Source organism: Peribacillus cavernae (assembly GCF_003989135.1).
GTDB lineage: Bacteria > Bacillota > Bacilli > Bacillales > DSM-1321 > Peribacillus > Peribacillus cavernae.
Window position 1 is genome coordinate 1 of sequence record NZ_RYZZ01000032.1, and the last position, 25,409, is coordinate 25,409.

General features: G+C 39.6%; 19 protein-coding genes. 5 read left to right on the top strand and 14 right to left on the bottom strand.

The window, feature by feature from the left end; all coding sequences use genetic code 11:
* Positions 1–232: IS3 family transposase (locus ELQ35_RS17835; protein WP_143253474.1), on the top strand; the 232-nt coding region annotated here is incomplete at its 5' end.
* A gap of 224 nt (positions 233–456) precedes the next feature.
* On the opposite strand, the gene ELQ35_RS17840 is transcribed toward ELQ35_RS17835, so the two are convergent.
* The 5 genes from ELQ35_RS17840 to ELQ35_RS17870 form a co-directional block, all read right to left on the bottom strand.
* Positions 457–909, bottom strand: coding sequence for a VOC family protein (locus tag ELQ35_RS17840; protein WP_053474663.1), 453 nt, complete (start codon positions 907–909; stop codon positions 457–459).
* 628 nt (positions 910–1,537) lie between these two features.
* Positions 1,538–1,876, bottom strand: a complete 339-nt coding sequence (locus ELQ35_RS17850) for a DUF2628 domain-containing protein (protein WP_126866565.1) — start codon at positions 1,874–1,876, stop codon at positions 1,538–1,540.
* Between the two features lie 314 nt (positions 1,877–2,190).
* Positions 2,191–5,379 (bottom strand): glucan 1,4-alpha-glucosidase, encoded by a 3,189-nt coding sequence (locus ELQ35_RS17860; protein WP_126866566.1) that lies wholly within the window; start codon positions 5,377–5,379, stop codon positions 2,191–2,193.
* Between the two features lie 465 nt (positions 5,380–5,844).
* Complete coding sequence (locus tag ELQ35_RS17865) at positions 5,845–6,369, bottom strand: glutathione peroxidase (RefSeq protein ID WP_126866567.1); 525 nt, start codon at positions 6,367–6,369, stop codon at positions 5,845–5,847.
* 203 nt (positions 6,370–6,572) lie between these two features.
* The gene (locus ELQ35_RS17870; RefSeq protein ID WP_126866568.1) at positions 6,573–7,178 is read right to left on the bottom strand and encodes a methyltransferase; all 606 of its coding nucleotides are present in this window, start codon (positions 7,176–7,178) and stop codon (positions 6,573–6,575) included.
* Between the two features lie 1,163 nt (positions 7,179–8,341).
* Here ELQ35_RS17870 and ELQ35_RS17875 point away from each other — a divergent pair.
* Positions 8,342–9,379 carry a PTS sugar transporter subunit IIC gene (locus ELQ35_RS17875; protein ID WP_126866569.1) on the top strand — a complete coding sequence of 346 codons (1,038 nt, stop codon included), beginning with the start codon at positions 8,342–8,344 and terminating at the stop codon, positions 9,377–9,379.
* Between the two features lie 592 nt (positions 9,380–9,971).
* Positions 9,972–10,361 carry a VOC family protein gene (locus ELQ35_RS17880; RefSeq protein WP_126866570.1) on the top strand — a complete coding sequence of 130 codons (390 nt, stop codon included), beginning with the start codon at positions 9,972–9,974 and terminating at the stop codon, positions 10,359–10,361.
* Positions 10,362–10,927: 566 nt separating this feature from the next.
* Here ELQ35_RS17880 and ELQ35_RS17885 read toward each other — a convergent pair.
* The 6 genes from ELQ35_RS17885 to shc all read right to left on the bottom strand — a co-directional run bounded on the left by ELQ35_RS17885 (position 10,928) and on the right by shc (position 17,629).
* Entirely contained in the window at positions 10,928–11,158 is a 231-nt protein-coding gene (locus ELQ35_RS17885; RefSeq protein ID WP_126866571.1) for a hypothetical protein, read from the bottom strand.
* 24 nt (positions 11,159–11,182) lie between these two features.
* Positions 11,183–11,338, bottom strand: a complete 156-nt coding sequence (locus tag ELQ35_RS22710; RefSeq protein ID WP_185861823.1) for a hypothetical protein — start codon at positions 11,336–11,338, stop codon at positions 11,183–11,185.
* A 259-nt stretch (positions 11,339–11,597) separates the two neighbouring features.
* Positions 11,598–13,004, bottom strand: a complete 1,407-nt coding sequence (locus ELQ35_RS17895; protein ID WP_126866573.1) for a cytosine permease — start codon at positions 13,002–13,004, stop codon at positions 11,598–11,600.
* A gap of 9 nt (positions 13,005–13,013) precedes the next feature.
* A complete protein-coding gene (gene hydA, locus ELQ35_RS17900; RefSeq protein ID WP_126866574.1) occupies positions 13,014–14,447 on the bottom strand; it encodes a dihydropyrimidinase in 1,434 nt (477 codons plus the stop codon).
* Between the two features lie 31 nt (positions 14,448–14,478).
* On the bottom strand, positions 14,479–15,180 hold the full coding sequence (locus tag ELQ35_RS17905) for a FadR/GntR family transcriptional regulator (RefSeq protein ID WP_126866575.1): 702 nt from the start codon (positions 15,178–15,180) through the stop codon (positions 14,479–14,481).
* A gap of 574 nt (positions 15,181–15,754) precedes the next feature.
* Entirely contained in the window at positions 15,755–17,629 is a 1,875-nt protein-coding gene (gene shc / locus ELQ35_RS17910; RefSeq protein WP_126866585.1) for a squalene--hopene cyclase, read from the bottom strand.
* A 117-nt stretch (positions 17,630–17,746) separates the two neighbouring features.
* On the opposite strand from shc, the gene ELQ35_RS17915 reads away from it, so the two are divergent.
* Both ELQ35_RS17915 and ELQ35_RS23835 read left to right on the top strand, forming a co-directional pair.
* Complete coding sequence (locus ELQ35_RS17915; RefSeq protein WP_126866576.1) at positions 17,747–18,886, top strand: DUF2515 family protein; 1,140 nt, start codon at positions 17,747–17,749, stop codon at positions 18,884–18,886.
* Positions 18,810–19,283, top strand: coding sequence for a CBO0543 family protein (locus ELQ35_RS23835; RefSeq protein WP_370873535.1), 474 nt, complete (start codon positions 18,810–18,812; stop codon positions 19,281–19,283). Before ELQ35_RS17915 ends, ELQ35_RS23835 begins: the two co-directional genes overlap by 77 nt.
* 179 nt (positions 19,284–19,462) lie before the next feature.
* Here the strand turns inward: ELQ35_RS23835 and ELQ35_RS17920 are convergent, their stop codons facing one another.
* The 3 genes from ELQ35_RS17920 to ELQ35_RS17930 all read right to left on the bottom strand — a co-directional run bounded on the left by ELQ35_RS17920 (position 19,463) and on the right by ELQ35_RS17930 (position 24,795).
* Positions 19,463–20,605 (bottom strand): mannitol-1-phosphate 5-dehydrogenase, encoded by a 1,143-nt coding sequence (locus ELQ35_RS17920; protein WP_126866577.1) that lies wholly within the window; start codon positions 20,603–20,605, stop codon positions 19,463–19,465.
* Between the two features lie 5 nt (positions 20,606–20,610).
* On the bottom strand, positions 20,611–22,698 hold the full coding sequence (locus ELQ35_RS17925) for a BglG family transcription antiterminator (protein WP_126866578.1): 2,088 nt from the start codon (positions 22,696–22,698) through the stop codon (positions 20,611–20,613).
* Between the two features lie 183 nt (positions 22,699–22,881).
* Positions 22,882–24,795 carry a PTS mannitol transporter subunit IICBA gene (locus tag ELQ35_RS17930; RefSeq protein WP_126866579.1) on the bottom strand — a complete coding sequence of 638 codons (1,914 nt, stop codon included), beginning with the start codon at positions 24,793–24,795 and terminating at the stop codon, positions 22,882–22,884.
* Positions 24,796–25,409 lie beyond the last annotated feature (614 nt).

Consider the following 25,409-nt stretch of genomic DNA (forward strand, 5'->3'; position numbering starts at 1 on the left):
TCAGCGTTCTTTAAGTATGAAGGGCTGCCCATATAACAATGCCGTAGCTGAAGCCACGTTTAAAATCATCAAAACTGAGTTTGTTAAGGGACGACATTTTGATAGTTTAGAAGATTTGACAAGAGAACTACACGACTATGTCCACTGGTTTAATTACTTGCGAATTCACGGAACACTTGGTTATGTAAGTCCGATTGATTACAAAAATGCAGACCTTAAGGAATTTGTCTAGTTTAGTGTTGACATACCATTCTTAGGCTCGCAGGGTTGTCGCCTGAATCTGGCTTTCCTGCTTCTTCTCCTGGCGACCAAGGGGTTCGGAGAGTCCCGCAGCGTGAATGCTGTGTTATATGACGTACCCGACTTCTTCGAGATACTTTCACACTGCTTTTCTGTTTCAATTTTTACTTCAGTAATGTATATTTCAGTAAAGGCTTTTTATAAAACGTCACTTACTTATTTGTTACCGAGTTGTTCCGCCAAACCGATTAGAAGTCCTTCGGTTCCACGAATGTAGCAGAGCCGATACGAGTCCTCGTACTGAACCACTTCGCCAACGAGCTGAGCACCATACTTAGTGAGTCTGGATACCATTTCGTCAATGTCTTCAACGGTGAACATGACGCGTAGATAACCGAGGGCATTTACAGGAGCAGTCCGGTGATCTGATATAGTAGGTGGGGTGAGAAATCGCGAAAGTTCAAGTCGGCTGTGGCCATCTGGGGTAACCATCATAGCAATCTCTACGCACTGAGAACCCAATCCGGTTACGCGACCAGCCCATTCACCTTCGACAGTGGCTCGCCCTTCGAGGTTCAAGCCAATCTCCTCGAAGAAAGAGATTGCGTCATCAAGGGATTCTACAACGATGCCGACATTGTCCATTCTTAGTAATTTGTTTTTTTCCATAGTTTTATCTCCTTATGTGTAAAAATTTATTATCTGATCATCTTCATAATTATTCTATTAAAAAGTTACAAATTCCTTCCTAACAAAAAACACCTTGTCACAGTTCATGATAACAAAGAAAAGTCACAGTATAGGAAAATGTGAAATTGGGTTTTCGAGTATTTGTTAAGAACAACACTTCGTAAACCCTCTACTATTGGAATATTTGTGAACCTTATTTCGTGAATGCCATCATGTTCAAATAGTTTCAAAAATTCGATACCGTAGTTGCTATTCGATAAAACAACTTCGACTTCCCCACAAAATATTCCTGCCCTGTACTCCATTAAATGGCGCTTATATATAGTAAAGTGACTATAGGAGCACCGTCTGCATAAATAAGTAAGCGTTTTCCTTGAGGTTGCCTGACAAGAGTTATATGCTTAAATTGCCAGAAAAAACAAATAGGTAAAAGGAGAAATGACGACAAACCGAAGACAAACACTCGCTATGTCATTCTACGATACTTATGTTTTGTCCTAAATCTTGGGCAGTCTTTTGGACTGCCCTTTGGTCACAAAAATGTTTACTTGATTTTAACACCATTAAATTAAAAAAAGCTGATCACATTTGTGATCAGTCATTGCTATTAAGCACCAAAATTTTGTTCTAAAGTTGTAGCAGGGGAAGTAATTCCTTTTGATTGCAATTCAGCTTGTGTTTTTTCATCTGCCGGGCGGTATCCTTTTTCCAGCAAATCTTTAACGTAAATTTTGTTATAGACGAAAGAAAATATAATACCAGGAATCCATGCGCCAAATCCTAAAGTGAAAACACCGGCAAGTGCGGCAATAACAAACATAATAGTTGCCCATTTCAAATCTCCTCTGAAAAGAGCCGGAAAGAAGCCGAAGAAGAATGTAGTCCAGCTAAAACCCAGCTTTACATCCTTCGATACACCTGCTTCGTTTCTTAATTGTACATGCATTTAATATACCTCCTTGTGACCTATGTATAATTACTTGCTTATTATACAATAAATCCCAAAGAAAGGTATCTATTTTCCGAATAAATTCTATCTATTTCGAAAATATTCTACTAATTTTGCTTTTCACAATCACTGGTATAGTTGTAATAAATGCTTTCGACATCGCAGCGCGCTCCGGGATAACGATTCCAATACCATATACCGCCAACATCATCACCTGCCTCGTAGACAAAAAAGTTTCACTACTCTGATAAACTAGCTTATATTTTGTCTACCTACCTCAGCAGCGAAATCCACTTTACCATCAAATTAGCCTACTTAAGCCGGATCGTCGGCAGTTGGACTGGGCTGTTGTTCTTCCAGTCTAGGACTTCTTCCTGGGTTTTGCCTTCAGGTACCGTCGTATCAATGATATGGGAATGCACACCGGTGCTCGACCCGCCACCAAAGTTCCATTCTTCTACCTTCTCCAACACGTGGCGAACGCCTCCGTTGTTTTCACCTGCTGCGACAAATGTGAATCCCCAGCCTGGTTGAGGTTCCCCGCCTAAGGCTTTTATTGGAACAGTCAGGACCAATGTATCTGTATCATTGTTTGCCTTCACATTGATGCTTGATGCAGGCTGATTATCGTAAGTATCATAAACTCCTGTGTCACCGTGCCAATTTCCTGTTACTCTGATTCGTTTCTCCCAGGCGGCATCAGAGGTAAACCGGGCGTTTAAATCTTTCGTCCAAGTGTTGCCGGAGTTTTCTTTTCCATCCTGGTCGATATAGATATCAACTAATTGTTTGGATAAACCAGATGGGCCGCCCCATGGGTTATCGAGATTTCCAAATTGAATTTCAAAATAAACATTCTCGCTATCTTTGGAGGCACGAATCTTTTTGATGTCAAAATCACCCTCTTTAAAGACCGGATTTGTTGGATAAACGTATGACCCCGGACCGTAATCATCTCCAACAGAATCTTCCATTTCAAAAAATGCTGGCAATTGATATGTGATTGACAGTCTCGATGCAGAGACGGAACGCCGGTTATCATAGGAAACAACATCGATCACATTTTCCCCAAGCCCGCTAAGTTCAACATCAGCTGTAAATTCACCATTTTGATCAGTCGTGACAACAACTTTTTCTTTTCCACCGGATAATACAACAGTTGTATTCGGGTTGCTTTTTCCAACAATGGTCACCTTTGAGTCATTGACAACCGTGCCATTTACCGGTGATACGATGTTCACTTCAGGCCCTGCACCCGGCCGATTTACAATATACCGATCGGCAACGTCCTTTGGCGTTTCAACGTTTTTCCCTTGCTTAATATTTTCAGCAAGCCTTACATATTGGGCCATCGACCAGGCAAGAGGCGTTGCAGATCCTGTACCCTCTCCGGGGACAAGGTTGCGGTCGGCGACAGGGTCTCCATCCCAGATTTGTTCTGGAATCATAAACCCGTCGTTTGCCGTTCCTTCTATGGTTTTTAATAAGTTCTTAGAGCCGTAAACGTTTGTTGGTTTATTCTTCTGGCCCGTTAATCCCAGGGCGATTTCATACTGGGCACGTTCACCTGACAGGAAAGGCCACGGACGGCCGATTCCTGTGCCATCATATGGTTTGGCATCAGCTTTTTCGCCATATCCATCATGATTATACCTATACCATGTTGGACCATGTGGGGAATCAAACTTAATTACCTTATCTATCACATCTAATGATTGGACAATCAATGGATCATCAGCCTGTCGAATCCCGAGCCTTACCAGTTCCAGGAAACCGGCATCCACAATTTGGTTTTCCGGATAGGTTCCACCGCCGTTATTGATACTTAACATGCTGCCATCATCGGGATTGGTATTATCATTGATTCGAATATAGTACGGCTGTTTACCGTCCGTCAGCGGGGCTTTATGGGTTACGAGCCAGTCTTCCAATTTCTTTTCCCACTCATCCGCTTTTGCAAAATAAACCGCAGCGGATCCATAGTCTTCGTGTTCTCTGGAAATCGTTCCTGCCAGTACCAGTGCTGCAATTTCTGTCGCTATCGTCGACGGGGAATATCCACCCTCTTCTTCCCAGCGTTCCTGAGGGGTGAATGGTCCATTTTTGACGATAAAATCTGTGGCAGGCTTAATCAATGAATCAAATCGGGCTTTGTTTGTCTCGCCGATCTGGTGGGCAAGAATAATCGGATATGCTACCTCATCTAGCTGTAGCCCTTTCCAATAAGGTGTGCCATCAATCCAGGAGTTTTGCGGAAAGGAACCGTCCGGATATTGCTGGATGTGATCAAGATAGTCAAGTGCCCGTTTCGCCGTTTCTATGTCACCGATTGCGGCTAAAGAGGACGCTACTTCATAAAGATCCCTGGACCAAACGAGATGATATCCGCCAACTCCACCTTGATCCGCATTGACTGCATCCCCCCATGGAACCGTAAGAGAAGCAATCATGGCTCCTGGATGAAGCTTATCTTCGTGAGCTTTTAGCATCATCGTTGCCGCATTAAATTGAGTTCCATCCCCTATTGTTGGTTTGCTTAACGACTTGATGTACTCTTTCCAGCCTATCACATATTTTGCTTCTATAAATGAAAACGGGTAGCGAAGGGAACGCTTGGCCGATTCAATCGAACCAACCTCAGTATCACCAAAGCCGATGGATACAGTGAATTTCGCCTTTTTCGTTCTGCCTTTGCCTAAATCCAGTTCGGCAATCTGTGCCACATTTCCCTCTTCAGCTGAGTTAAAAAAGGATTCCAGCTTGAAATTTTTCTTTAATTCTTCGATCCCATCGCTTTTTCCAGCATACCCTGAAGAGGCCTTTACAAACGGGACTGACGCTGTAACAGCAAGTGCAGTATCCAGTTCGCTAGCCACTAAATAACTGGAATGACCGTCCTTCACAACCTTTGCGGTATCGCCCATTCCGCTATTATTAAGACTCGGGTTTGAATAAATCAAGAGTTGATAATCACTCACTTTTCCCTTCAATGCATAAAAAGTGACCTCTGATAGGACGGAATGGTGATCCGGATCTGTAATATATGTTTTTTCGATTCTGTATTTGCCTTCTTTATCTGTGTTAATCTGTTTATACACCGGAGCGTCCTTATGGATAAGCCGAATTTCGTGAGTGGTGTCTTCTTTTTCGAAATCAGTAAATGTTTTGCCATCGGTTACGATCAACTGCATTTCCTGCAGGTTGGCGCGGGTAACATCCGGGTAATAGACCTCCGACAATATTCCATTCGTCAACGTGTACCAAACATTCGATTTGCTTGCTCCGTTTCTAGGATTATAAAACGCTGTGCCGATTCCGTTTTTCGCACCAGTTGTCCATGCAGAGGAAACTCCTGGTTTTCCCGGAGCATCTTCCAACGCTTGGGCATGTACATTTTGGGGCAGTGTTGGAGTTAACGCGCATACGGATACCATTGTTCCAGCAAGAATTGTTGAAGCCTGCTTTTTCAAACGCTTCGAAACTTTCTTTTTCTTAACCATGGCGTCCCCCTTAAAACTATTAATAGATTTTAAAGTAACCGCTTACATTTACTGGTTTAACTTAATCTTAGTATGTAAACATTTTCCTTACAAGCGATTTACTGAAATTTATAATTTTGAATCTATTTACCTATTTTTAGAGGAATTGGTGTTAGCGGCCCTTTTCTTGGAGCTGAAACATTGGGCCAATCCTTTCCCCTATGGTAAGGGAAATCGGTTCATGCTGGACTGTGGACGTGATTATCTGTCATGAATCCAAGCAGGAAGCGGATATGGATTGGACACATTTTAAGAAAAAAAAGCACAATCTTGCGTGGATGTGAATGGTATACTTTTAGCCAGCGCGGCTTGATTGCTGACCCTAGCAGAGCATTTCTATTCAATTACAAAAAACCACCGGCTACTTGGCTATGGCCATTCTAGCACCAAGGCTAGCCGAGGGCACTTACCATATTATTTTTCAACTTACTTGAACAATAATTTTTCAATATCCCCTACAATTTCTTCAGGTTTAGTAGTTGGAGCAAAACGTTTTACAACATTCCCATCTTGATCAATTAAAAACTTCGTGAAGTTCCACTTAATGCTTGAGTCTTCCACATTTGAATCTTGGTTTAGTGGGCTGTTTTCATCTAAATCTGCATCTACTGGAGCTTGCTCACGTAAGTATTGATATAAAGGGTGTGCATTCTCACCATTCACCTCTATTTTTTGGAAGAGAGGAAATGTTACATTATAATTTACTGAGCAAAAGGAGCTTATTTCTTCATCAGTTCCTGGCTCTTGCCCTCCAAATTGATTGCAAGGAAAGCCTAATACGGTAAATCCTTTTTCATTGTATGTTTCAAATAATTTTTCGATTCCTTCATATTGAGGAGTTAATCCACATTTACTTGCAGTGTTTACAAGTAACATCACTTTACCCTTGTATTTCTCCAGGCTAATTTCTTCCCCATTTGATAAATTTGCATGAAATGAGTGTACTGACATATTTTTCTCCCCTTCATGAATCGATTCGGTTTCTACAGATTGGCAAGGAAACCTATCCGCTCATTTTATAATAAATGATTTTTTTATTCCATTAAACATTCCTCTAGTTACTTTACACATTGGTTCAGATGTTTATTTCTTTCAAAAATACCTGATCCCGAGTATAACATGAACAAGTTGATGACAACAATTGTACGATCCTTCTAATATGCCAACCGATAAATTAAAAATTTCTCATATGGATTATGTTCATAGTCTGACAGCTTGACTTCCTCTTTCAATTCAAAAGAGGTTTGGTTTTCCAAAAAATAGAGATAATCCTCTGATGCATAATATAAAATCAGCTCGATTTCCCTTTTGAATTTTTCAACAGAAAGCAATATATTGTTAATGACCTTCATAAAAATTTGTATAGAAAACGGATTGAAGAAATAAAAACGATTGTCTAATGGATCGATCTGATACTCTTGTGCCAAACAACAGTGGAAATAAATGTTATCTATCGATTTTTTAGTCATCTTCAAATAACGATTTCGATTTTCAACCGATTCTTGATAAAATTCTTCGTTCATTTCGATCCCGACAACGGTTGCATGAAAGAAGTGATGGATATAGAAGTTTAATCTCCCTTTTCCGCACCCAAAGTCTACAACACGATCACTGCTTTTCAATTGATAGTGATCGAATAATCTTTCTAATGCACAATATGGCGTCGGCTCATAATGATGATAATGCATAGACTGATTGAATCCCATTTGGTATCCTACTGTTATAATATTCAGCAAAGCATCATAATTTTGTTCTTCCATCGATTCGCTCCTCGGTATAAAACTTTATCTTTAATCATACAGATTTTTAAAATGTATTCCATTCGAATACAAAGAATAAAACACTCAGAATTTCGCATGCCTTTTATATGCATCTACTATCGGCTGCGCAGTTATTACAGCTGTTATAGTTGTAACTAAGAAAAATGTCAAGTTGAGTAGCATCCCTCTATTCTGGAATCGCACCTGGTTTTGGCGTATATACCAGTCTTAGGGGCCCTTTACTGCCTCATTGGAAAGCAGTTCTTCAACGGTAAATTGAAGGAAGAGTAATCATATATAATCTATTTAACTATCGATGGGGAAGATCCAAAGAAGCAATCCAAAAATATTCAAACCTTATTAAGCAAACAAAATATACAATTCTTTTGCATTCACCTATCCCTGATTTAGAGCCTTTTCCTTGGACTTGGATTGCATGGTCAGTTGAAAATGGTGCGATTCTCCATAAACGGAAACAAGAAATTCTTCAAAAAGTCGGAGAGAAAAAGAAATTTGCCTTATACTCTCGGCAAAAACAACATGAAAAAAGAAAAGAACTCTTCTGTTATCACCCCAACCCTCAACGAAAGCAGGACAAGGAATGGGTGCATGATGAAATCAGAAGGGAATTTAACAAATACTATAGTTATTCTTGAATTGTCCTCTAAAGAATTTGACTGTTCTCTGTCACAACGATTTTAATAAAATATATCAATTTAGTCTAAGGTGCTTATTTTAAAGTTTTTTATTTCAAAAAATAAAGCAGCAGGAATCCTTCAGTTTTTTGAAGGATTCCTGCTGCTTTACCTTAGTGTCTTTAATGCACCGCTCCATGTAATAACCTGATCAACAAGCATCGATTTTACTGAGTCTTGATAATTTGTTGAGGAATTTTTACATTAGCGTCACCCAAGAGGCCGTGGAGCACCATCTTGATATTCCGGCTCCCGATAATATGCACTTCATTTACATTCGCCTTCGTGATCGCCCGATACCAGGTAGTTGGACATTTGCAACTCAAACTCAAACAATTTAATAATTTAAAAAGTAAACCAGAAATACTTTCGTACACATTCGCGGTAAAGCATTAAAAAACTTGTTGATTGTTATAAGAATATTCTCTATAATTATCTCCATTATCAACTAGATGGGAGATTAGCAGAATGAAAGATTTTTTTAGTAAGTTGTTAAATGGAATGAGTATTGGGATTGTTGTTTCGTTAATTCCAAATGCTCTGTTAGGGGAAATTCTGAAGTTATTGATTCCGCATTTTCCAGCCTTACAGCATGTATTTGATATCACAGTGTTTGTGATGAGTCTGCTGCCTGTTATGATTGGTGTGATGGTAGGGATTACGTTTAATTTAACACCCATTCAAACAGCAAGTGTAGGTATAGCGGCAATGGTTGGCAGTGGTGCCATTCAAAAAACGGCTGATGGTTTATTTGCCCTTAATGGGATTGGAATCGTTATTAATACAGGGATTACAGCTGCATTGACAGTGTTATTCGTTCAATTAATTGGCAACCGATTAAAAGCTTATTCCATCCTTTTGATGCCAACCTTGGGTATTTTAGTACCAGGTATGATTGGTTATTTGCTTCTGCCATTTGTGAAAACTTCTACAGGTTTACTAGGTGTCGCTGTTGCTAATGTGACTACTTTGCAACCAATTGTAATGGGCGCTCTTATTGCTGTTATTTTCTGTCTTATTATTCTGTCGCCTATTTCGACGGTTGGGGTAGCCACTGTGATCATGCTTTCAGGTACTGGATCTGGTGCAGCTAATCTCGGAATTGTTGCAGCAGGCGTAGGTTTAGCCATTGCCAGCTATAAAGCAAACTCACTCGGGACGGCATTAGCACATGTCTTAGGTTCGCCTAAAATTCAAATGAGAAATTTTTTCATGAAACCAAAAATTGCTTTTCCTATGTTGATTACTGCTGCGATTCTTGGCGCATTGGCAGGTTTGTTAAATATTCAAGGAACACCTTATAGCGCTGGTTTCGGTTTATCAGGTTTAGTTGGACCGCTTAATTATATTAATTTAGCTGAGGGTGGGTGGACAGCTAAAAATGTTTCGATCATGTTAAGCACTTTCTTAATTCTTCCGATTGTGTTGAATCTTGGACTTATCTATATTTTCTCCAGGAAATTAAAAATGATTAAAGCGGAAGATTATAAATTGAATTTTGATTAATAATTCAAATCGTCTCATGAAATAGATGTTCATGTTCATTTTCGTTCATGTCCTTCCAAATAGTTGTATGCTAATTTCACCTTATCAGAACAAGTGTTCCCAATCAAGAGATATGTTTTAAAACGATACAAAGCATTCATGTATCAAAGATATGCATGGTTCAATCACGTTTGGGGAATCTGTAAAAATCAGTATAATTTTTGAGAGAATGCCCACATGGTACCATTAACAATCAAATAAGAATTTGGGAAACCTGTGTAAGATTTTATTATCTTTACAGGTTTTTTGGTTGAGGAAATAGACGCTGGATTGCAAAGAAGACATTCTAATGAAGGTGAAATTAGCCGAATTAACTGTGCTTGTCCCTTTTGAAGTTTGTATGATGGAAATAATAAAAGATGGAGTAATAGGTCCCCACCCTTCACAAGATAATAATTGAAAAATCTTTTATACATCCTAAGCCTCTCCGATATTTCTCTATATTGCCCTTTGTTCCAGACAGATGCAAACTGATGCCATACTTTACGAGTACATGTTACTATTTAATTGGAAAGTTCGATTCAACTGTGATTCATGAAAGGAGTTTACCGATATGATTAAATATGAACTGCTTCAGCATGTTGGTCTTAACGTGACAGACTTAGAAAAAGCAAAGCATTTCTATAGTCAAATTCTCTGTTTAAAAGAAGTAAAGCGGCCTGATTTTGACTTTGAAGGCGCCTGGTATCAACTAGGCGACTACCAGCGCTCCCATTTGCTAGTAATGCCGGATTCCCAGACAATTCGGCCAGATAAAAGCTTAAGCAGCAAAGAAGGCCATTTGGCGCTCAGAGTGGAAAATTATCAAGAAACCCTAAATTGGTTGAAGAAAAATCGTATAGATGTTCTGGAACAACCAAACAGCGTCAGCGGCTTTGCCCAGATTTTCTGTGCGGATCCGGATGGGAATTTGATTGAATTAAATGTAGAGCGAGGAAATTGACTATACCCGGGATATGAATTGGACGCTGGTAATCAAGGCGATAATAAGCTTATAGAAGCAAAACTGTTAGATGCGAGTGGAATTGCAAGAGTTTTAACAAAACCATCTTAAACTATAGGGCTTTTCTGTAATAAGGATTGTAGAAACGATCAAACTTTTTATGAAGAAGTAATCATTGTAATAAAATAAAGGCTTGTTTTGATCAATCTTTTTTCAAAACAAGCATTTTTCTTTTCTGCATTTACAGGGTTAATGGAAACAATTTGATCAAACTTTATTGTAAATCTATACCAATATCATTGTGCGGATTCCTGCTCGTTCAGTCCCAAATTTACAGCGTGTCATCCCATGAACTTTGACCATCGTAGGATATGCCATGCTGCTCTTGCGCTATTTTCATGGGGTCCTCGTGAGAAAGAGTAAAGACCATCTTGGGTTTCTCATCTTTGATGTACAAGATGTAGACCGTATCATGGATCAAATCTATTGGCTGACCCGGGGTTTTTTCTAGGGGGATCGTCCCCTTCGTTTTCACCATTGTATAGTGAGGATTGAGGGGGATTTCTTCAACTTGGGACCGTTTTGACGAATTGAGAACCGAGGGAGTGTAAGTATGCCTCACTTTTTGCAGTCCCTGTCAGATAGTCTTCTTTCGAGACCACCTGGATAGCGCCACCCGGACCCGTACCCACAAGGGAGTCACTCACGTGGGGAGCCAGAAGATCCGGCTCAAACGCATTATGACCCCGATTGAATTCCTCAAAGTATACACAGATTTTATCACTTACTTGATTCATGGTTCTTCACCAATCCTTTCCTGATCACAAATTTAGTGATTTTACAATCAATGGATCATCAGCCGGCCGAATCCCAAGCCTCACCAGTTCCAGGAATCCGGCATCGACAATTTCATTTCCCGGATAGGTACCGCCGCCGTTATTGATACTTAACATGCTGCCATCTGGCACCGTTGGCATTCAGGCCTTTAAATCATCTCCAGAGTACGAATATATTATAGAGCTATTTGAAGACTCCTTTTTGGGAAATCAATTATTTGAGGAGATAAAGTTGCTTAATCGTTCGAATTGGAATAAAGGAAAAACCCCCCTAATAGCAGGAGAATTCAGCTGGAAACAAAGCTTGTGAACCCTGCTTTTTGGGGTGAGAAACTTAAGTGATAAAAGAAGAAAAGGATGGATATTTTATCCATCCTTTCTATATAATCTTCTTCTGAATCTAGGATTTTATTCTCTCGATTACTTCTTTTTGAGGATACTTCTTGAGGATCCACTGTGTCATTAAGATATAATAAACCGCCGCCCCAATTATCATTGATACAAAGAAAGCATAATCAGGGAAAAATACTCCAGAAATTATTCCAGGTATAAATCCAATGAAAGCTGCTGGATTAAAATTTTTATAATATCTGTATTGACCATTTGAATCATACAAGTCATCAATAGACAACTTTCTTCTCCTAACCATATAATAGTCACTGACCATTATTCCTAAAATCGGCCCCAGAAGACATGAAATAATGAGTAATAGTGTTGAAGTATAGTTCGCAAATTCCCAAGGTTGAATTAATAGACCAATAACACCTGCAATGACTACGGCTACACTGAATTTTATCTTTTTAGGAAAAAGGTTAACAAAAACATATCCTGGAGGCATTAAGTTCTGTCCAGTATTTGAAGCCACTTGGGCGAAGATAACAAATGCGCCTAATACAAAAACTAATAAAAATATATTATCTTTAAAAATCTCTGTCATTACTGTGATAGGGTTCCATTCTCCAGTGGCAATTCCACTCACCATCCCGATCGCGACAAATAACGCCATTGGTATAATTAGCCCCCAGAACTGTGAGTGTATACTGCCCCGATTGAGTACAAAGAAGCTTTCATTTTTACCCCTTTTCAGGAAGCGGGTCATATCAGCAATACTAACGGCCATCGTAATTTGCGCGCCAGCCATAATAGCCATTGCCGTGAGAAATGAAAAACCGCCTTCACCAGGCTGTAAAAAATCTGCCATCGTAATATCATATTCGGTTATTAAGAAGTACAATATATACAGACCTGTGGCAAATAGAACTGGAGTTGCTACCCAGTCGAATTTTTCAATGGCATTGATGCCAGATGCTGTATTCCAAATTTGAAAAGCTCCGAAAATAATTATAATTAGAGTTAAATTGGAATATCCTGTTAGAACGATCATGATTTCATTAATCGCCATCGCTCCCAGCCATGTTTGGAAGCCAAACCAAAAGATAGCAGGAAGTGCCCGGATCAATCCCGGAATATGGGCACCCAGATACCCAAAAGGTGCACGGGCATAAACAGCATAAGGGATTCCATGTTTAAGCCCAATATCACCTGTTAAAACAAGAAGTGCCCAAACAATTACATTTCCCAAGATTGCTGACAAAATAATAGCTATTGGGGAAAGTGCCGGGTAAAGCTGGGCACCTGCAATAAATGAAACCAATTGTACATACATTCCTACACTGATCATAAAAAATCCAACACTGGAAACAGTCCGTTCCGATTCCTTCGTAGGCATTATATCCTTACCGGTCAAACTCAATCCATTGGTATTAACGACAACTTTGTCCTCCACCTTAGTAGCATTTATATCCATAATTTCCTCCTACATCATAGGTTTTGATCTTTTTACAAATGATCCAAAACGAGTTTCACTGGAAAGTTGACCATCAGCAATAACTTGATGACCGGCTACTAAGGTGTGGGCTACTTTTCCTTTTAGTAATTTTCCTTCAAATGGTGTATAATCAGTTTGCATATGTAGGTTGTCTGCTGTGATTCGCTGAGTTGATGTGGGGTCAACAATAGCTATATCTGCATCGCTGCCGACACCTATCCTTCCTTTTCTTGGATACATCCCCATGGTTCTTGCCACATTCGTAGAGGTCAGCGCAGCAAATTTCTCCCGTGTTAAGCGTCGGGTTTGTACGCCGTCCGAGTATAGAACGATTCCTCTCGTTTCGATACCTGGTAAACCGTTTGGTGCACTTGGAAAGTAGTCAGAATACTTATCTTTTTGTAAAGAGTCATAGCAACAGTGATCACTGTTCACTACATCAATCAGGTTCTCTGAAACCATTTCCCATAACATATCCTTCTCTGCATTTGCTCTAATTGGAGGACTGCAAATATATAAATGTCCCTTATCCTCGTTATAAATATCTTCCTCCAGTGAAAGATAATGTGTACAAACTTCAGTGAAAATTGGCAATTTCTTCACTTGCTTATAGTGTTGAAGAATTTCTCTTACTTTCCCTGTGCTCATATGTACAAATAAGCCAGGGGCTTCCGTTTCCTCTAATAATGCCAAAAGACTGGCCACTTCCTCTGCTTCTGCGATAGGAGGCCTGCTTTTTGCATGATAAATAGGTGATAGCTGATTATTGTTCACATAATTGTTAATAGCTCTGTTAATAATATCGTTATTTTCGGCATGAAAAAGTGCCAGTCCATCATATTGAGATATTTTTTTCAAAATATCGTAGATACCGCCTTTGTTTATTCGCACTGAATTATCATATACGGTAAACATCTTAATGCTCGGTATTCCGGATTGAATTAACTCTTTAACTTGACCCAATTGGTTTAGATTGGAATCTGTAAAACAGCCATGAAATGAATAATTTACATAGGATTCCTCATTGGCTTCTGACATTCGCCTAACTAGAGCATCAATTGGAGTTTCACCCTCATATGGGATAGCGAATTCAATAAGAGTTGTTGTACCTCCGAAAGCAGCTGCTTTGGAAGCTTGACTAAATGAATCCAAGGTAGTAAATTCACCAAGCTTAAGGTTAATATGAACATGTGAATCTATCATCCCCGGATAAACTTCCATCCCTGAGGCATCAATATTAATCCTGGCTTCCGGAAAATAATCCGAATGCCCTATCTGAACAATTTCCCCATTTTTAATACCTACATCCACTTTTAAACTTGAATCCGCATTCACTACTGTTCCATTCTTAATAATGGTGTCTAACATTCTAATCCTCCTGTTAAAATTTTTTCTTATAAAAAGTAGTACATTTGTTTTCAATCACCCCCCTAAAAAATGGTAACTGCAAAATTCAATCATATAACATCGCGGTTAAATGTTCTAAGTGGTGAGTCATAAGTTCTTCAGCAACTTTGTAATCTTTATTCTTTATCGATGTTACTATCGCCTCGTGCTCTTTTAGTTGGTGACTGCGCGCTTCATAGCTTTTAATTGCCTTTTTATTAAGATGTTGCCAAAGCGGATGATCGTTTTGTTCAAAGAGACTATTTACAATCTGGATTAAAATGTCATTATGTGTCGCTTTAGCTAACTTTTTATGAAACATTACACCATAAGTAAAAAACTCATCTATTTTTTCATCATCATGAATAATAGTTTTTAGATGTTGATTTGTATACTCAATTTCTAAAATATCTTTTTCAGATGCACGTTCTATTGCTAGTTTCGTAATGATAGATTCTATATGAATACGTACTTCAATTAATTCAAACGCACTGTTATTTTTAATTTTTTTAATTTCAAATTGGAAATCAGGAGCGTATTTTTTTATATAAGATCCATCTCCAATTTTAATTTCAATAATATCCATCATTTCTAGAACAGCGAGCGCTTCCCTTACAGACGTCCGACTTACCCCAAGTTGCGAAGAAATCTCTCTTTCTGCCGGCAATCTATCCCCAGCCTTAAATTTCTTATTTTGAATGGCATTGTTGATTTGCTCTGCTATTTTCACATATAATTTTTCTTTTTTTTCAATAGGACTAAAGATCAATTTTTCCACTCCCTTGTTTGAATTTTCCGATACTTCAGTCAAGATGTCAAGTGGTAAAATGGCCAGACCAATTATAAAAATTTTATATTAATAGATTTAACCCACTTTTACTCTGTTTATTATTGAATGAGGGCAACTCCATTTTTCAGCCAAAGATGCTAGCAGGTGGCTAATCACTTCCAGATTTCAGTCCGTCCACCGGGCACCATTACTTAAATGTAATCCTAAGGAGGAGACTTGGCTAAATCGTGTTGACGACTCCTCCACCATAAAGATGAAGAAAAGCCAGTATTCTGGGACTGAAGCGTGACAACACAATCGGTGGCCATATCGAGCAAACTGGATCTCATGGCTTAACCATAACCTGGCCATATGTTTATTACCGATGTAAAAGCTAGCAGTTATTCAATTTTGTGAATCAATGAAAGGAACCCTTTGCTTTAAGGGTTTCTTTCATTGAATGAGATGGCTATTTCATCAAAAGAATTACATATCAAACATTCTGTTCAAAACCTGTGTGAATAATAAAGGTGTAGAGAGATTAAATGCTTGATATTTATTATATCTCTCACAGTTATTTCGTTAAAAACTTCTTCTTATAATGACTCAACGCTAGCAACGGCCAAATGTACCGATAGCTATGATAATGAATATAAAAAGCCCCTCCCATCCCTTGCCCTTTGGGATATTGTACCGTCCAATCCTGTCTGGTTCCGTTTTCAATTAAATAAATAATACCGCGTTGAATCTCTGGTGTTGATCTCTCCGAAGCGGCAATCAACGCATCTACTGCCCAGGCGGTATCCGTTAACGTACTTTCTCCTAATGGAACATATTTTTTTAACGTATCGCTATGACAAGATTCTCCCCAGCCGCCGTCTTTATTTTGAATATGTTTTAACCACGCTGCTGCCTTTTGGATAGCAGAAGATTCAGGCCGCTTCCCGCTCGCTATCAGCCCAGTGACAGCGGCCCAAGTTCCGTATAGATAACAAATCCCCCAGCGCCCGTACCAAGAACCGTCCCTTTCTTGGTGGTTCCGCAGCCACTTTCTCCCTCTTTTTAGGGAGGGATGATCCTTATTTAAGTTGGTGTAATTCCCGAGAAATTCAAGGGTCCTTCCCGTTAAATCTGCTGTCGATGGATCAAGCAGGATGAATTCAGCTCCTTGTACAGGCAGTAAATTCAGGATTTTTTTATCGACATTTTTTTCAAACGCCGGCCAGCCGCCATCATGATTCTGCATGGAGAGCACCCAATTGATTCCTCTCCCCCAAGCTTGATCATATTGCGGCTTCCCCTGAACTAATAGACCAATGGCACGCAAGCTGGCTGTCGTATCATCAACATCCGGATGGATCGTATTTACGTTTGAAAAACCCCATCCGCCAGGCAATGTATCAGGATTATGAATCGCCCAGTCGCCATATTTATAATGCTGCCTTGAAAGTAAATAACGATTTGCCTTTTGAATCGTTTCTGCAGATTCAGGAACACCCGCTTCCTGCAAGGTATAACTGATTAAAGACGTATTCCAGACGTCTGCAGTCGTATATTGCATGTGAATATGACCGTCTATTTCACTGGCCATCGATATTAGCCCTTGCACTGCTTTCATGATGATTGGATCGTTTTTGGGATAACCAAGAGACAAAAGAGAAAATATCATAAGGAAAGTGGAACTGAAATAGTTGTAAAATGTTCCATCCGGCTCAATACGTCCCAGCATATACTGTTTTGCCTTTTCAAAAGCTGTATTCTTCAGGTGTTCTGGAAAACCGGCAAGCGATTGGACACCTTGTGTAAGGGCAGTAAATAGATCCCTCCATTCACTGGAATCATTCGTCCCCAAAAACGGATCTTCTCCCTCATGGTACTCCCGGTTTACATATAAGTCTGATAAATCCGGACTTCGACCTGTTTTGATTTGAAACTTTTTGTTACCCACAATGAGAATCGGTGTCAGGTTTGCTCTTGCATAAACGGAAAAGTCGTAGAAATTGACAGGGAGAGACATCGGAGAAAGGATCACTTCTATCGGAACGGGAAAAATCACCGGCCAGGAATATTGTCCGGTCAAAGCCAACATAATCTTCGTAAACATACCTGCCTTTTCTATTCCACCATTTGACAAAATGAATTGCCTGGCAGCTCTCATCCTTTTATCGTGTTTATCGATATAACCGGAATAAAGAAGTCCATAATAAGCTTCCAGGGTTGCCGGCAAATTCCCCGTCCTTTTATCATGGTATAATTTCCAAGCTCCATTTGTTTCCTGCCTGCTTAAGATCCTTTTCGTCAGCGCTTGTATCAACTTTTCATCATGTATCTCCAATGTTCGTAATAAAATGATCATATAAGAATCGGTTGAAATACCCGTTTCAAAGGGATAGTCCCATGAACCATCAATAGACTGGTCACTTTTTAAGCTTGTAATGAGTCTGTTCATTTCTAAATCAACAGCCTGCTTCACTTGGAATCAACCCTCTCATTAAAAAATGATTTCTTGCCTATTTCTATTCAATTGTACATATGTACATTCCTCGAGAGGAGTGACTACCTAAACATGAAAAAGCAAATAACGAACACCCCAGCATCCCATCCTTTATTTAACATCGAGCAGGAACTAAAAAAGAAATCCGACAAAAAAAATGTAAATAGAACACCGGCAGAAATAGAGCTCATCCAAACGATCGAAACACGTACAAGACAACTCAATATCAATAATGTGACACGTACCCAAGCTTATCTGGAATACTATTGCAAACACCCGGAAATCGAGTGGGCACTGCTTGGCCACATGGTTTCAAGAAATGGCGGTTGGAATATGACCGATTTAAAAGGAGAATTTCTTTCAAAGCTTCTTACAGAGAAGGAACAACATCAATTTTTTCTATTTTTGGAAAGGGGGAATTGGTTAATATTCCAGGATGTATATCCTCAGTTTTTAGTTTATGAGGAGAGCGTAAAAAGAAAGACATCTTTATTTTATCTGCTGCCTTCTTTTGGTGTGTCCACATTTATGGAAACAATATGGAACTTCTTTTGGATGAATAGTAATCGTTATATACTAGCGATTGCCTTAATCATCAATGAACAAAGTTACTTAGAGCAGAGAGTCATTCAAAATAAAGACTATCAAAAGTCCGTTCTTAAAACGATCGAGTTCAAGCTCCAAGACTTATTAAGCTTAAGCCACATCCTCTTTCCTTACGAAACCAGCAAGTCTGGAGAAATGAAGCTTCTTGGACAAACACTTCACCAATTTGCCTCACTTCATGAACGAATCAATCTCGGAAAGCGTTTATACTCGCTGCTTTTTTCCAACCAAAGAATAGTGAATGAAATTGGGCAGTGGGCCGTTTCGAATCCTCATACCGGATCCCGCAAAGATTTCTGGCCGCATATATTTAACGATGTAAAAGTATCATTGCCGGGGAGTTTGTATATCCCGCAAATCAAAAACTGCACATTAAAGAAAAAGGCCCCTCGCTTATACAGTCCTAAATTAAAACATGCTTGGAAAAATGTGAAACAGAAACAGGCTGAATCAGGGGATTGGTTTCAGGATTGGAGAATCATCGATTACCTTGAAAATTCAGATAAACATGTAGACGGAGAGATTACGCATGAATATTGTAAAACAATCGAAAGGCTCGAGCTCGCGATTTTTACGAAAAAGGCCCTTTTTCTTCGGAAAGAATAAGACATCTTTCCATTCCTATTTAATATCAATGATTTTTGCGTCCTGGTTGGCAACTTACCTTGAATTAATCCCGACAGGAAAACAATTATATACATTTCAAGCAAGGCCGTTTGCTGATATTTTTCCGATTGATATTCGATTCACTCTAATAGGAATTCCTGCATTCACACTCTTTATGTTACTGGCATTGGCCAAGATGAATTTCCTTCAGAGGTCTCTTTTTCTCATTATGTTAGGTTTGATCATGGTGATGGTAGAACAGATTTCAGGAAGGATGGGATGGATCGTATACAGTGAACAATGGCAGCATATCTATTCTTTTTTTGGATACCCTGCCTTTATCCTGGTTATCTTCTTCTTTTTTAAATGGTGCGAATCAGCCAGGGGCACATATTGACTGTTTTCAATTTGAATCTTCCAACCTTACCCTAATTTACTCAGAACTCCTTTATGGACGGTAAAATACAGGGAGCAGTTTTCGGCAAAGGTGTTTTTTATGAGTCCCATGGGGTTCAGCCTCTTTAAAAAAACTCCTGGAATTTATTCCAGGAGTTTTAGATAGGCGAGATAAATATTTTATTTCTTTAATGCATTGTAACTGCTTAATACTTCTTTCGTCAGTTCACTGTTTTCATCCAGCCCGCTCACTTCTTTAAGTACATGAGGAACGCCATTTTCTTTTATCATCGATTGAAGTTTTACTGCTTCTTCATCTTCCTTGTTATCAAAGAGTAAGGCTGCTGCTATCGCCTTAGCAAGGTTATTGTAAGAAAGTCCTGCTTTCTTCGCTTCGATAGCAGGGCGAACAAGGCGGTCATTCGGTCCGAGCTTACGAAGAGGTGAACGGCCTACTCTTGTCACTACATCATTCAGGTATGAATTTTTAAAACGGTTGATAATCTTATTGATATAGTGTTGGTGCTCATCTGAATCCAAACCATATTGCTTGATCAAATAAGAGCCGGTTTCGTCTAGTGTAGCTTGTACTTGCGCGACAATCTTTTCATCAGCTAATGTTTGGTCTATTGTGGTTTTGTTCTCGAGATACCCAAGGTAAGCAATGACTGCATGTCCAGTATTAACCGTAAAAAGCTTTCTTTCAATAAACGGCGCCAGGTCTGAAACAATAGTCATCCCTTCAACGTTCGGGAGGCTTTCACTTGCTTCCACAACCCATTCATAATAAGGCTCAACCAGAACATCGAGTGAACCTTGATTGTTTTGGAGTGGAACAATGCGGTCAACGGCTGAATTAAAGAAATGGACTTTGTCAGCTAGATGAGCCTTTGTATCTTCATCTAAATGTTCTTGTATATATCCCTTTAATAAATCTGTGGCCGATATTTGGTTTTCGCAGGCAATTACATATAATATATCATCGGTTGCCTTTACTCTTGCGGCCAAACCCTTCGCAATCAGCGGAGCAATACGTGGCAAGATATTTGGTCCAATCGCGGTTGTAAGGTAGGTCGCGTGCTTAATCGCTTCAATTACTTCATTTTCCTGTGTCATATTATTTAAGCCTGACACGTTTTCAATGGTCATAGACTCTTGCCTGTCTGTTGCCAATTTTACTTGATACTGCTTTTCCTCGTTTAATTGATTAATGATTTGGTCCGCGATATCAACAAATGTTACATGATAACCTGACTGTGAAAAGAGTGCTCCGATAAATCCCCTGCCTATGTTCCCAGCTCCAAAATGTACCGCTTGTTTCATTCGTATCATTCCCTTATCAAATTAGTATGAAGATAATCTAAAAAGATGGCTTCTAATCTTGTGCGAATCATTTCCTCATTTGATGACGAAAAAATCATAATCGCCTCATTACTTTCAATTAAACCTGTGCTTATCAAGCTTACTATTTCCTGCTGCCTTGTGCTTAATTCCTCGGGTGCAAGCATGAGTAATAGATTCTTCATGTACATGTCACTTCCATCCATGCCTTTTACTAGACAAGGCTCATCCAAATAGGAAACTTGGAAGATTAGCTCCTTTACCTTCGTATGCCTGGAATGAAAAAGCGCCATTCCCGTATTCGGTATTCCGAGCCCGCCTAATCTTTCACGCTTCTTCAGCGATTCAATCACAGCTTTTGCATGTGTTAATAGCTGTTCCTTTTCCGCCATCTCTATCATGTTTTCAATAATAGGTTCATGGCCCATCAGATTCTGGACTTTGAAAAATCGGAAATTATGAATAACAGCCTCGATGCTTTGTTGCACATCTTTCAGTTCCTGGAGTAAATCCGTAAGTGGAACCTTTGCCCTTCCTGATGTGGTAGCTTTTTGTTGCGCTGATTTGCTATACTGCTTATTTTTCATAAGGTTTTCGATATTTTTCCTCAAATAGCTCCTAATTGACAAGATATTTTCCTCACTTAAAAGCGGAGAAACCAAGATATAGTCAATGTCGATAAATGGGAGCCGAATGGTGGAGATTATAGCATCATAGCTTGTTAAATTCCCTTGCTGCTGAATATCTTTGATTGAGTTGATTTCTACGGAATCAATCTCTTTGATTTCTTTTTTAATTCGGCTGGCCAACATCTTTGAAGTACCTATACCGGTTGGGCATACAATCAATGCTTTTATCGATATTTCCTCTTCTCGCAAAACTAATGCAGAGCCAAAATGAAGTACAATGAAGGCTATTTCGTCATCGGGAAAAATGATGTCCTTAAATTCCTTTTCCAAACTGTTCTTTATAGCCATAAATAGAACCGGATACTTTCGTTTGATATCCTCTTTTAGCGGGTTAAACAAGCTCATTTGCTTTTTGATCCGGAAAAGTGAAGGTTCCATGTGTGCAAGAAGCCCCTGAAACAAGGAGAAATCCTGTTTTAAATCAACATGAAGCTGTGAAGAAACATCTTTTATTAAATTCTTGATCATCTGGCCTAGCAGAATACTGTCAAAATGGACGACATCGGCGGCATGATGCTTTGACCCTTTGAGAATCACGGCCAAATAGATGATATCGTCTTTGTTTACCGATACGGGGTATGCTGCTACAAGTTCCTTGCATATCTTCTTAATAAGGTTATACTCATCGGTCAGTTCATTTCTGTGACCAACTTCTTCACCCAAAAGAAAGCCGGCCTCTGTCCTCTGCATGGTAATATAGATATGTACAATAAGCCTTATGTAATCGCTATCCGTAAGCGGTGATTGTGCTTTACTATAAGTAGCATTTACTGATCGATCAATCGCTAGGAGATAGTCCGGAAGAAAATAATTCAAGATTTTTTCTTGAGTAAGTTGACCGTTTTCCAACAAAAATAAGCGCTCAATCAGTTCTTCATTAAAATAGAGCAAGAAATAGCTTGCCAAGGCAGTTCGTTTGTTTGCTTCCGTACCGGTTAGTTCGACCCCTACTCCTCTTTTTTTTGTAATCTGCAAATTGAATTGCCTTAGCCAGTCCGTCAATTCATCCAAGTATGTGGTTAGCGTAGTGACACTTACTCCTAGAAAAACAGCTAGAGATTGGATTTTGTATGATTCTTCTTTCAGCAAGGCTAAAAGCAGCATCAGTTTTCTTTCCTCGAGTGTTTGATCGATTGGGTGCATGCCCGTTAAATGCTGGATAAGGCGAAATATTTGTTCGTTCTTTCCCTGAATTGTGAGTCCTTCATTCGTATCGCGTGTTAAATGGAGTGAGAATGACTGGAGAATTTTTTCTACTGCTTTTAAATCACGATGAATCGTTCGGACACTTACATTCAAATGGGTTGCAATCGACAAAGCTGTATGTCTTCCAGATGTTTTGATAATCAATTCAATAATCGCTTTTTCCCTTGAGGTAATATACATGCTACCATCTCATTTCAGCTGAAATTACATTAGAAAACTCGCCGATTGGTGAGCCTTGAAAAGGCGAAGACAGAGGAGTAGTTGCCCTTATGCGGTAGGAAAATTTTACACTTTCCTATTAGCCGAGAAATAGTGAATAGAAAAGCGTGCAAGCACACTTTTCTATTCGATAAGATATATTCATTATTTTTCACTATTTATGATATCCATTAATTCCCGGGCTGTTTTGGCTTTAACCATCTTTTCAATGTTATCCATATCAGAGCACGTAACAGCAATGCCGGATAATATATCAAGATGCGTACCATCTTTGCCTGCTATACCGAATATCAATCGTACTTTTTGGCCGTCGAAGTCGACACCATTAGGCACTTGTAAAACGGTAAATCCAGATTTAAGTACAGCCTTTTTCGCTTCTTCAGTACCATGTGGGATTGCAACATCATTCCCCATATAGGTTGATGTCATTTGATCACGCTCTATCATCGCCTCAATATATGTTTCTTTTACGTATCCCGCATTTACCAAAGCTCTTCCAGCAAAGCGAATCGCGTCTTCTTTATTGGCAAATTCTTGATTAATGAACACGTTCTCTTCTCGAAGCAAGTCATCATTTGCAGACTTACTGTCGTCACCACCGGGTACTTGTGATTCAGCCTCTTCAACAATTTCATGAAGCTCGTCATTCCCTCGGTTTTGTAGCTGGTCGATTAATTGATCGTATTCAGGACTCGATAAGAAGTTATCGACCGAAATATGGTAAGCATTCGGTACTTTGGTCTGTGCTCTCGGTGTTAACTCTTCCTGAGTAACAACAATCTGTGCATCAGATGGAAGGTTGCTAATCGCTGTGTTTGTAACTGAAATATTCAAGCCTGCTTGCTGTACTTTTTTACGAAGTAGGGAGGCGCCCATAGCACTGGAACCCATTCCAGCATCACAAGCAAAGATAATTTTGTTTACGTTTTCGGGGAAAGCACCTGGATTTGAAGCAAACACATCTGCTACAGAGCTTTTCTTACCTTTCATTTCCTGCATTTTTCTTGCTGCATCTTCAATGTTTTCATCTGTTTGCTTGCCTGTCCTTAAAACCAGCGAAGAGATGACAAAGGACACGATTGCAGCAACCAAAACTCCAGCGAAGTTGGCAATGTAAGAACCCGCGTTCTGCGGAGTAACTGCGGCAATCGCCAAGATACTACCAGGTGATGCAGGAGCGAACAAGCCACCGCCTAAAAGAACCAATGTGAATACTCCACTCATTCCCCCCACAATTACTGCTATAAATAACATCGGACGCATTAAAATATAAGGGAAATAGATTTCATGGATTCCACCAAAGAATTGAATGATACCAGCTCCTGGTGCCGTCCGTTTGGCTGTCCCTTTTCCAAAAATACTATATGCAAGCAACACACCGATACCAGGTCCAGGGTTAGCTTCAAGGAGAAACAACACGGACTTGCCGGTCTGTTTAACTTGCTCTATACCAATTGGTGAAAGCACGCCATGATTGATTGCATTATTTAAGAACAATACCTTTGCAGGTTCGATAATGATACTTGTTAAAGGCAATAATCCTGTTCCTACTAACCAATCAACCCCATTAATCAGCCAGCCTGTAAATACGTCAACGGCTGGGCCGATGGCTAATAAGGACAAAATAGACAGCAATCCCCCAAGAATTCCTGCAGAGAAATTGTTGACAAGCATTTCAAACCCAGCTTTTACTTTTCCTTCAATGAGCTGATCAAACTTCTTAATCACATAACCGCCAAGCGGTCCCATAATCATTGCGCCCAAAAACATCGGAATATCCGACCCTACAATCACACCCATTGTGGCAATGGCTCCCACAACACCACCCCGTTGATCGTATAACAGCTTTCCGCCTGTATAACCTATTAATAGTGGTAGCAAGTATTTCACCATTGGGTCGACCAATGTGGCAAGGCTTTCATTTGGCAGGAAGCCTTTCGGGATAAATAGGGCTGTAATTAATCCCCATGCAATGAAAGCTGAGATATTTGGCATGACCATTGAACTTAGAAAGTTACCGAACTTTTGGACAGCCACTTTTATATTTGATTGAGCCATTTGCTCTCTTCCCTTCATTATATATTACCTTATCAATGTTAAAGGACGAGCCACCTGCATTCAATAAAGAAGAAAACTAACTTTGTCGCAACCAAGGAGACAAACCTATTGTTTCTCAAAACTACAGTGCGCATCCCGTCGCTTGATATAGCATTCAATCATACTGGGATAATAACCCTTCAGTCATCTTTTACCCCATCTTCCGCATGTCATAAATTGACGAAAATTGATGTTGATTGTCACTTAAAAGGATTGAAGAAACCGAGGATCGAATCATTTAGAATAACTTCCTAAATGAGGTGATCTGCATGTCGATCGCCCGTTCATTAGCCGTTTCCCGGAAAACTTCGGCTTATGCAAAAAATTAAAAGAGACGGCCTTTGAAAACGAAGCCGACTGGGCTCAAGTTGGTACGCTCTCTGACAAGAACAATTCGGCCATCTACCGAATTCAAGGAATGAACACTGAATTGTATGATCGAACCTATCGGTTCGCCGTGGTGCACTCATCCGCCTTGGATCAGCGGAAGCAGAAGAAAATAAATCGTGACGTGTCCAACGAAGGATCGAAGATCGAAAAATCCATCAAAACTTGGAGTGGGATCGAGTACCATT

Bases quoted from the DNA above. Each gene is read 5' to 3' on its own strand.
- ELQ35_RS23835 (WP_370873535.1), top strand. From the start codon at position 18,810: ATGAATATTGTAAAACAATCGAAAGGCTCGAGCTCGCGATTTTTACGA.
- ELQ35_RS17895 (WP_126866573.1), bottom strand. From the start codon at position 13,004: ATGGATATAAATGCTACTAAGGTGGAGGACAAAGTTGTCGTTAATACC.
- ELQ35_RS22710 (WP_185861823.1), bottom strand. From the start codon at position 11,338: ATGCCAACGGTGCCAGATGGCAGCATGTTAAGTATCAATAACGGCGGC.
- ELQ35_RS17925 (WP_126866578.1), bottom strand. From the start codon at position 22,698: ATGTATATTACCTCAAGGGAAAAAGCGATTATTGAATTGATTATCAAA.
- ELQ35_RS17880 (WP_126866570.1), top strand. From the start codon at position 9,972: ATGATTAAATATGAACTGCTTCAGCATGTTGGTCTTAACGTGACAGAC.
- ELQ35_RS17840 (WP_053474663.1), bottom strand. From the start codon at position 909: ATGGAAAAAAACAAATTACTAAGAATGGACAATGTCGGCATCGTTGTA.
- ELQ35_RS17885 (WP_126866571.1), bottom strand. From the start codon at position 11,158: ATGAATCAAGTAAGTGATAAAATCTGTGTATACTTTGAGGAATTCAAT.
- ELQ35_RS17850 (WP_126866565.1), bottom strand. From the start codon at position 1,876: ATGCATGTACAATTAAGAAACGAAGCAGGTGTATCGAAGGATGTAAAG.
- ELQ35_RS17865 (WP_126866567.1), bottom strand. From the start codon at position 6,369: ATGTCAGTACACTCATTTCATGCAAATTTATCAAATGGGGAAGAAATT.
- ELQ35_RS17860 (WP_126866566.1), bottom strand. From the start codon at position 5,379: ATGGTTAAGAAAAAGAAAGTTTCGAAGCGTTTGAAAAAGCAGGCTTCA.
- ELQ35_RS17875 (WP_126866569.1), top strand. From the start codon at position 8,342: ATGAAAGATTTTTTTAGTAAGTTGTTAAATGGAATGAGTATTGGGATT.
- ELQ35_RS17920 (WP_126866577.1), bottom strand. From the start codon at position 20,605: ATGAAACAAGCGGTACATTTTGGAGCTGGGAACATAGGCAGGGGATTT.
- ELQ35_RS17870 (WP_126866568.1), bottom strand. From the start codon at position 7,178: ATGGAAGAACAAAATTATGATGCTTTGCTGAATATTATAACAGTAGGA.
- ELQ35_RS17915 (WP_126866576.1), top strand. From the start codon at position 17,747: ATGAAAAAGCAAATAACGAACACCCCAGCATCCCATCCTTTATTTAAC.
- shc (WP_126866585.1), bottom strand. From the start codon at position 17,629: ATGAACAGACTCATTACAAGCTTAAAAAGTGACCAGTCTATTGATGGT.
- ELQ35_RS17930 (WP_126866579.1), bottom strand. From the start codon at position 24,795: ATGGCTCAATCAAATATAAAAGTGGCTGTCCAAAAGTTCGGTAACTTT.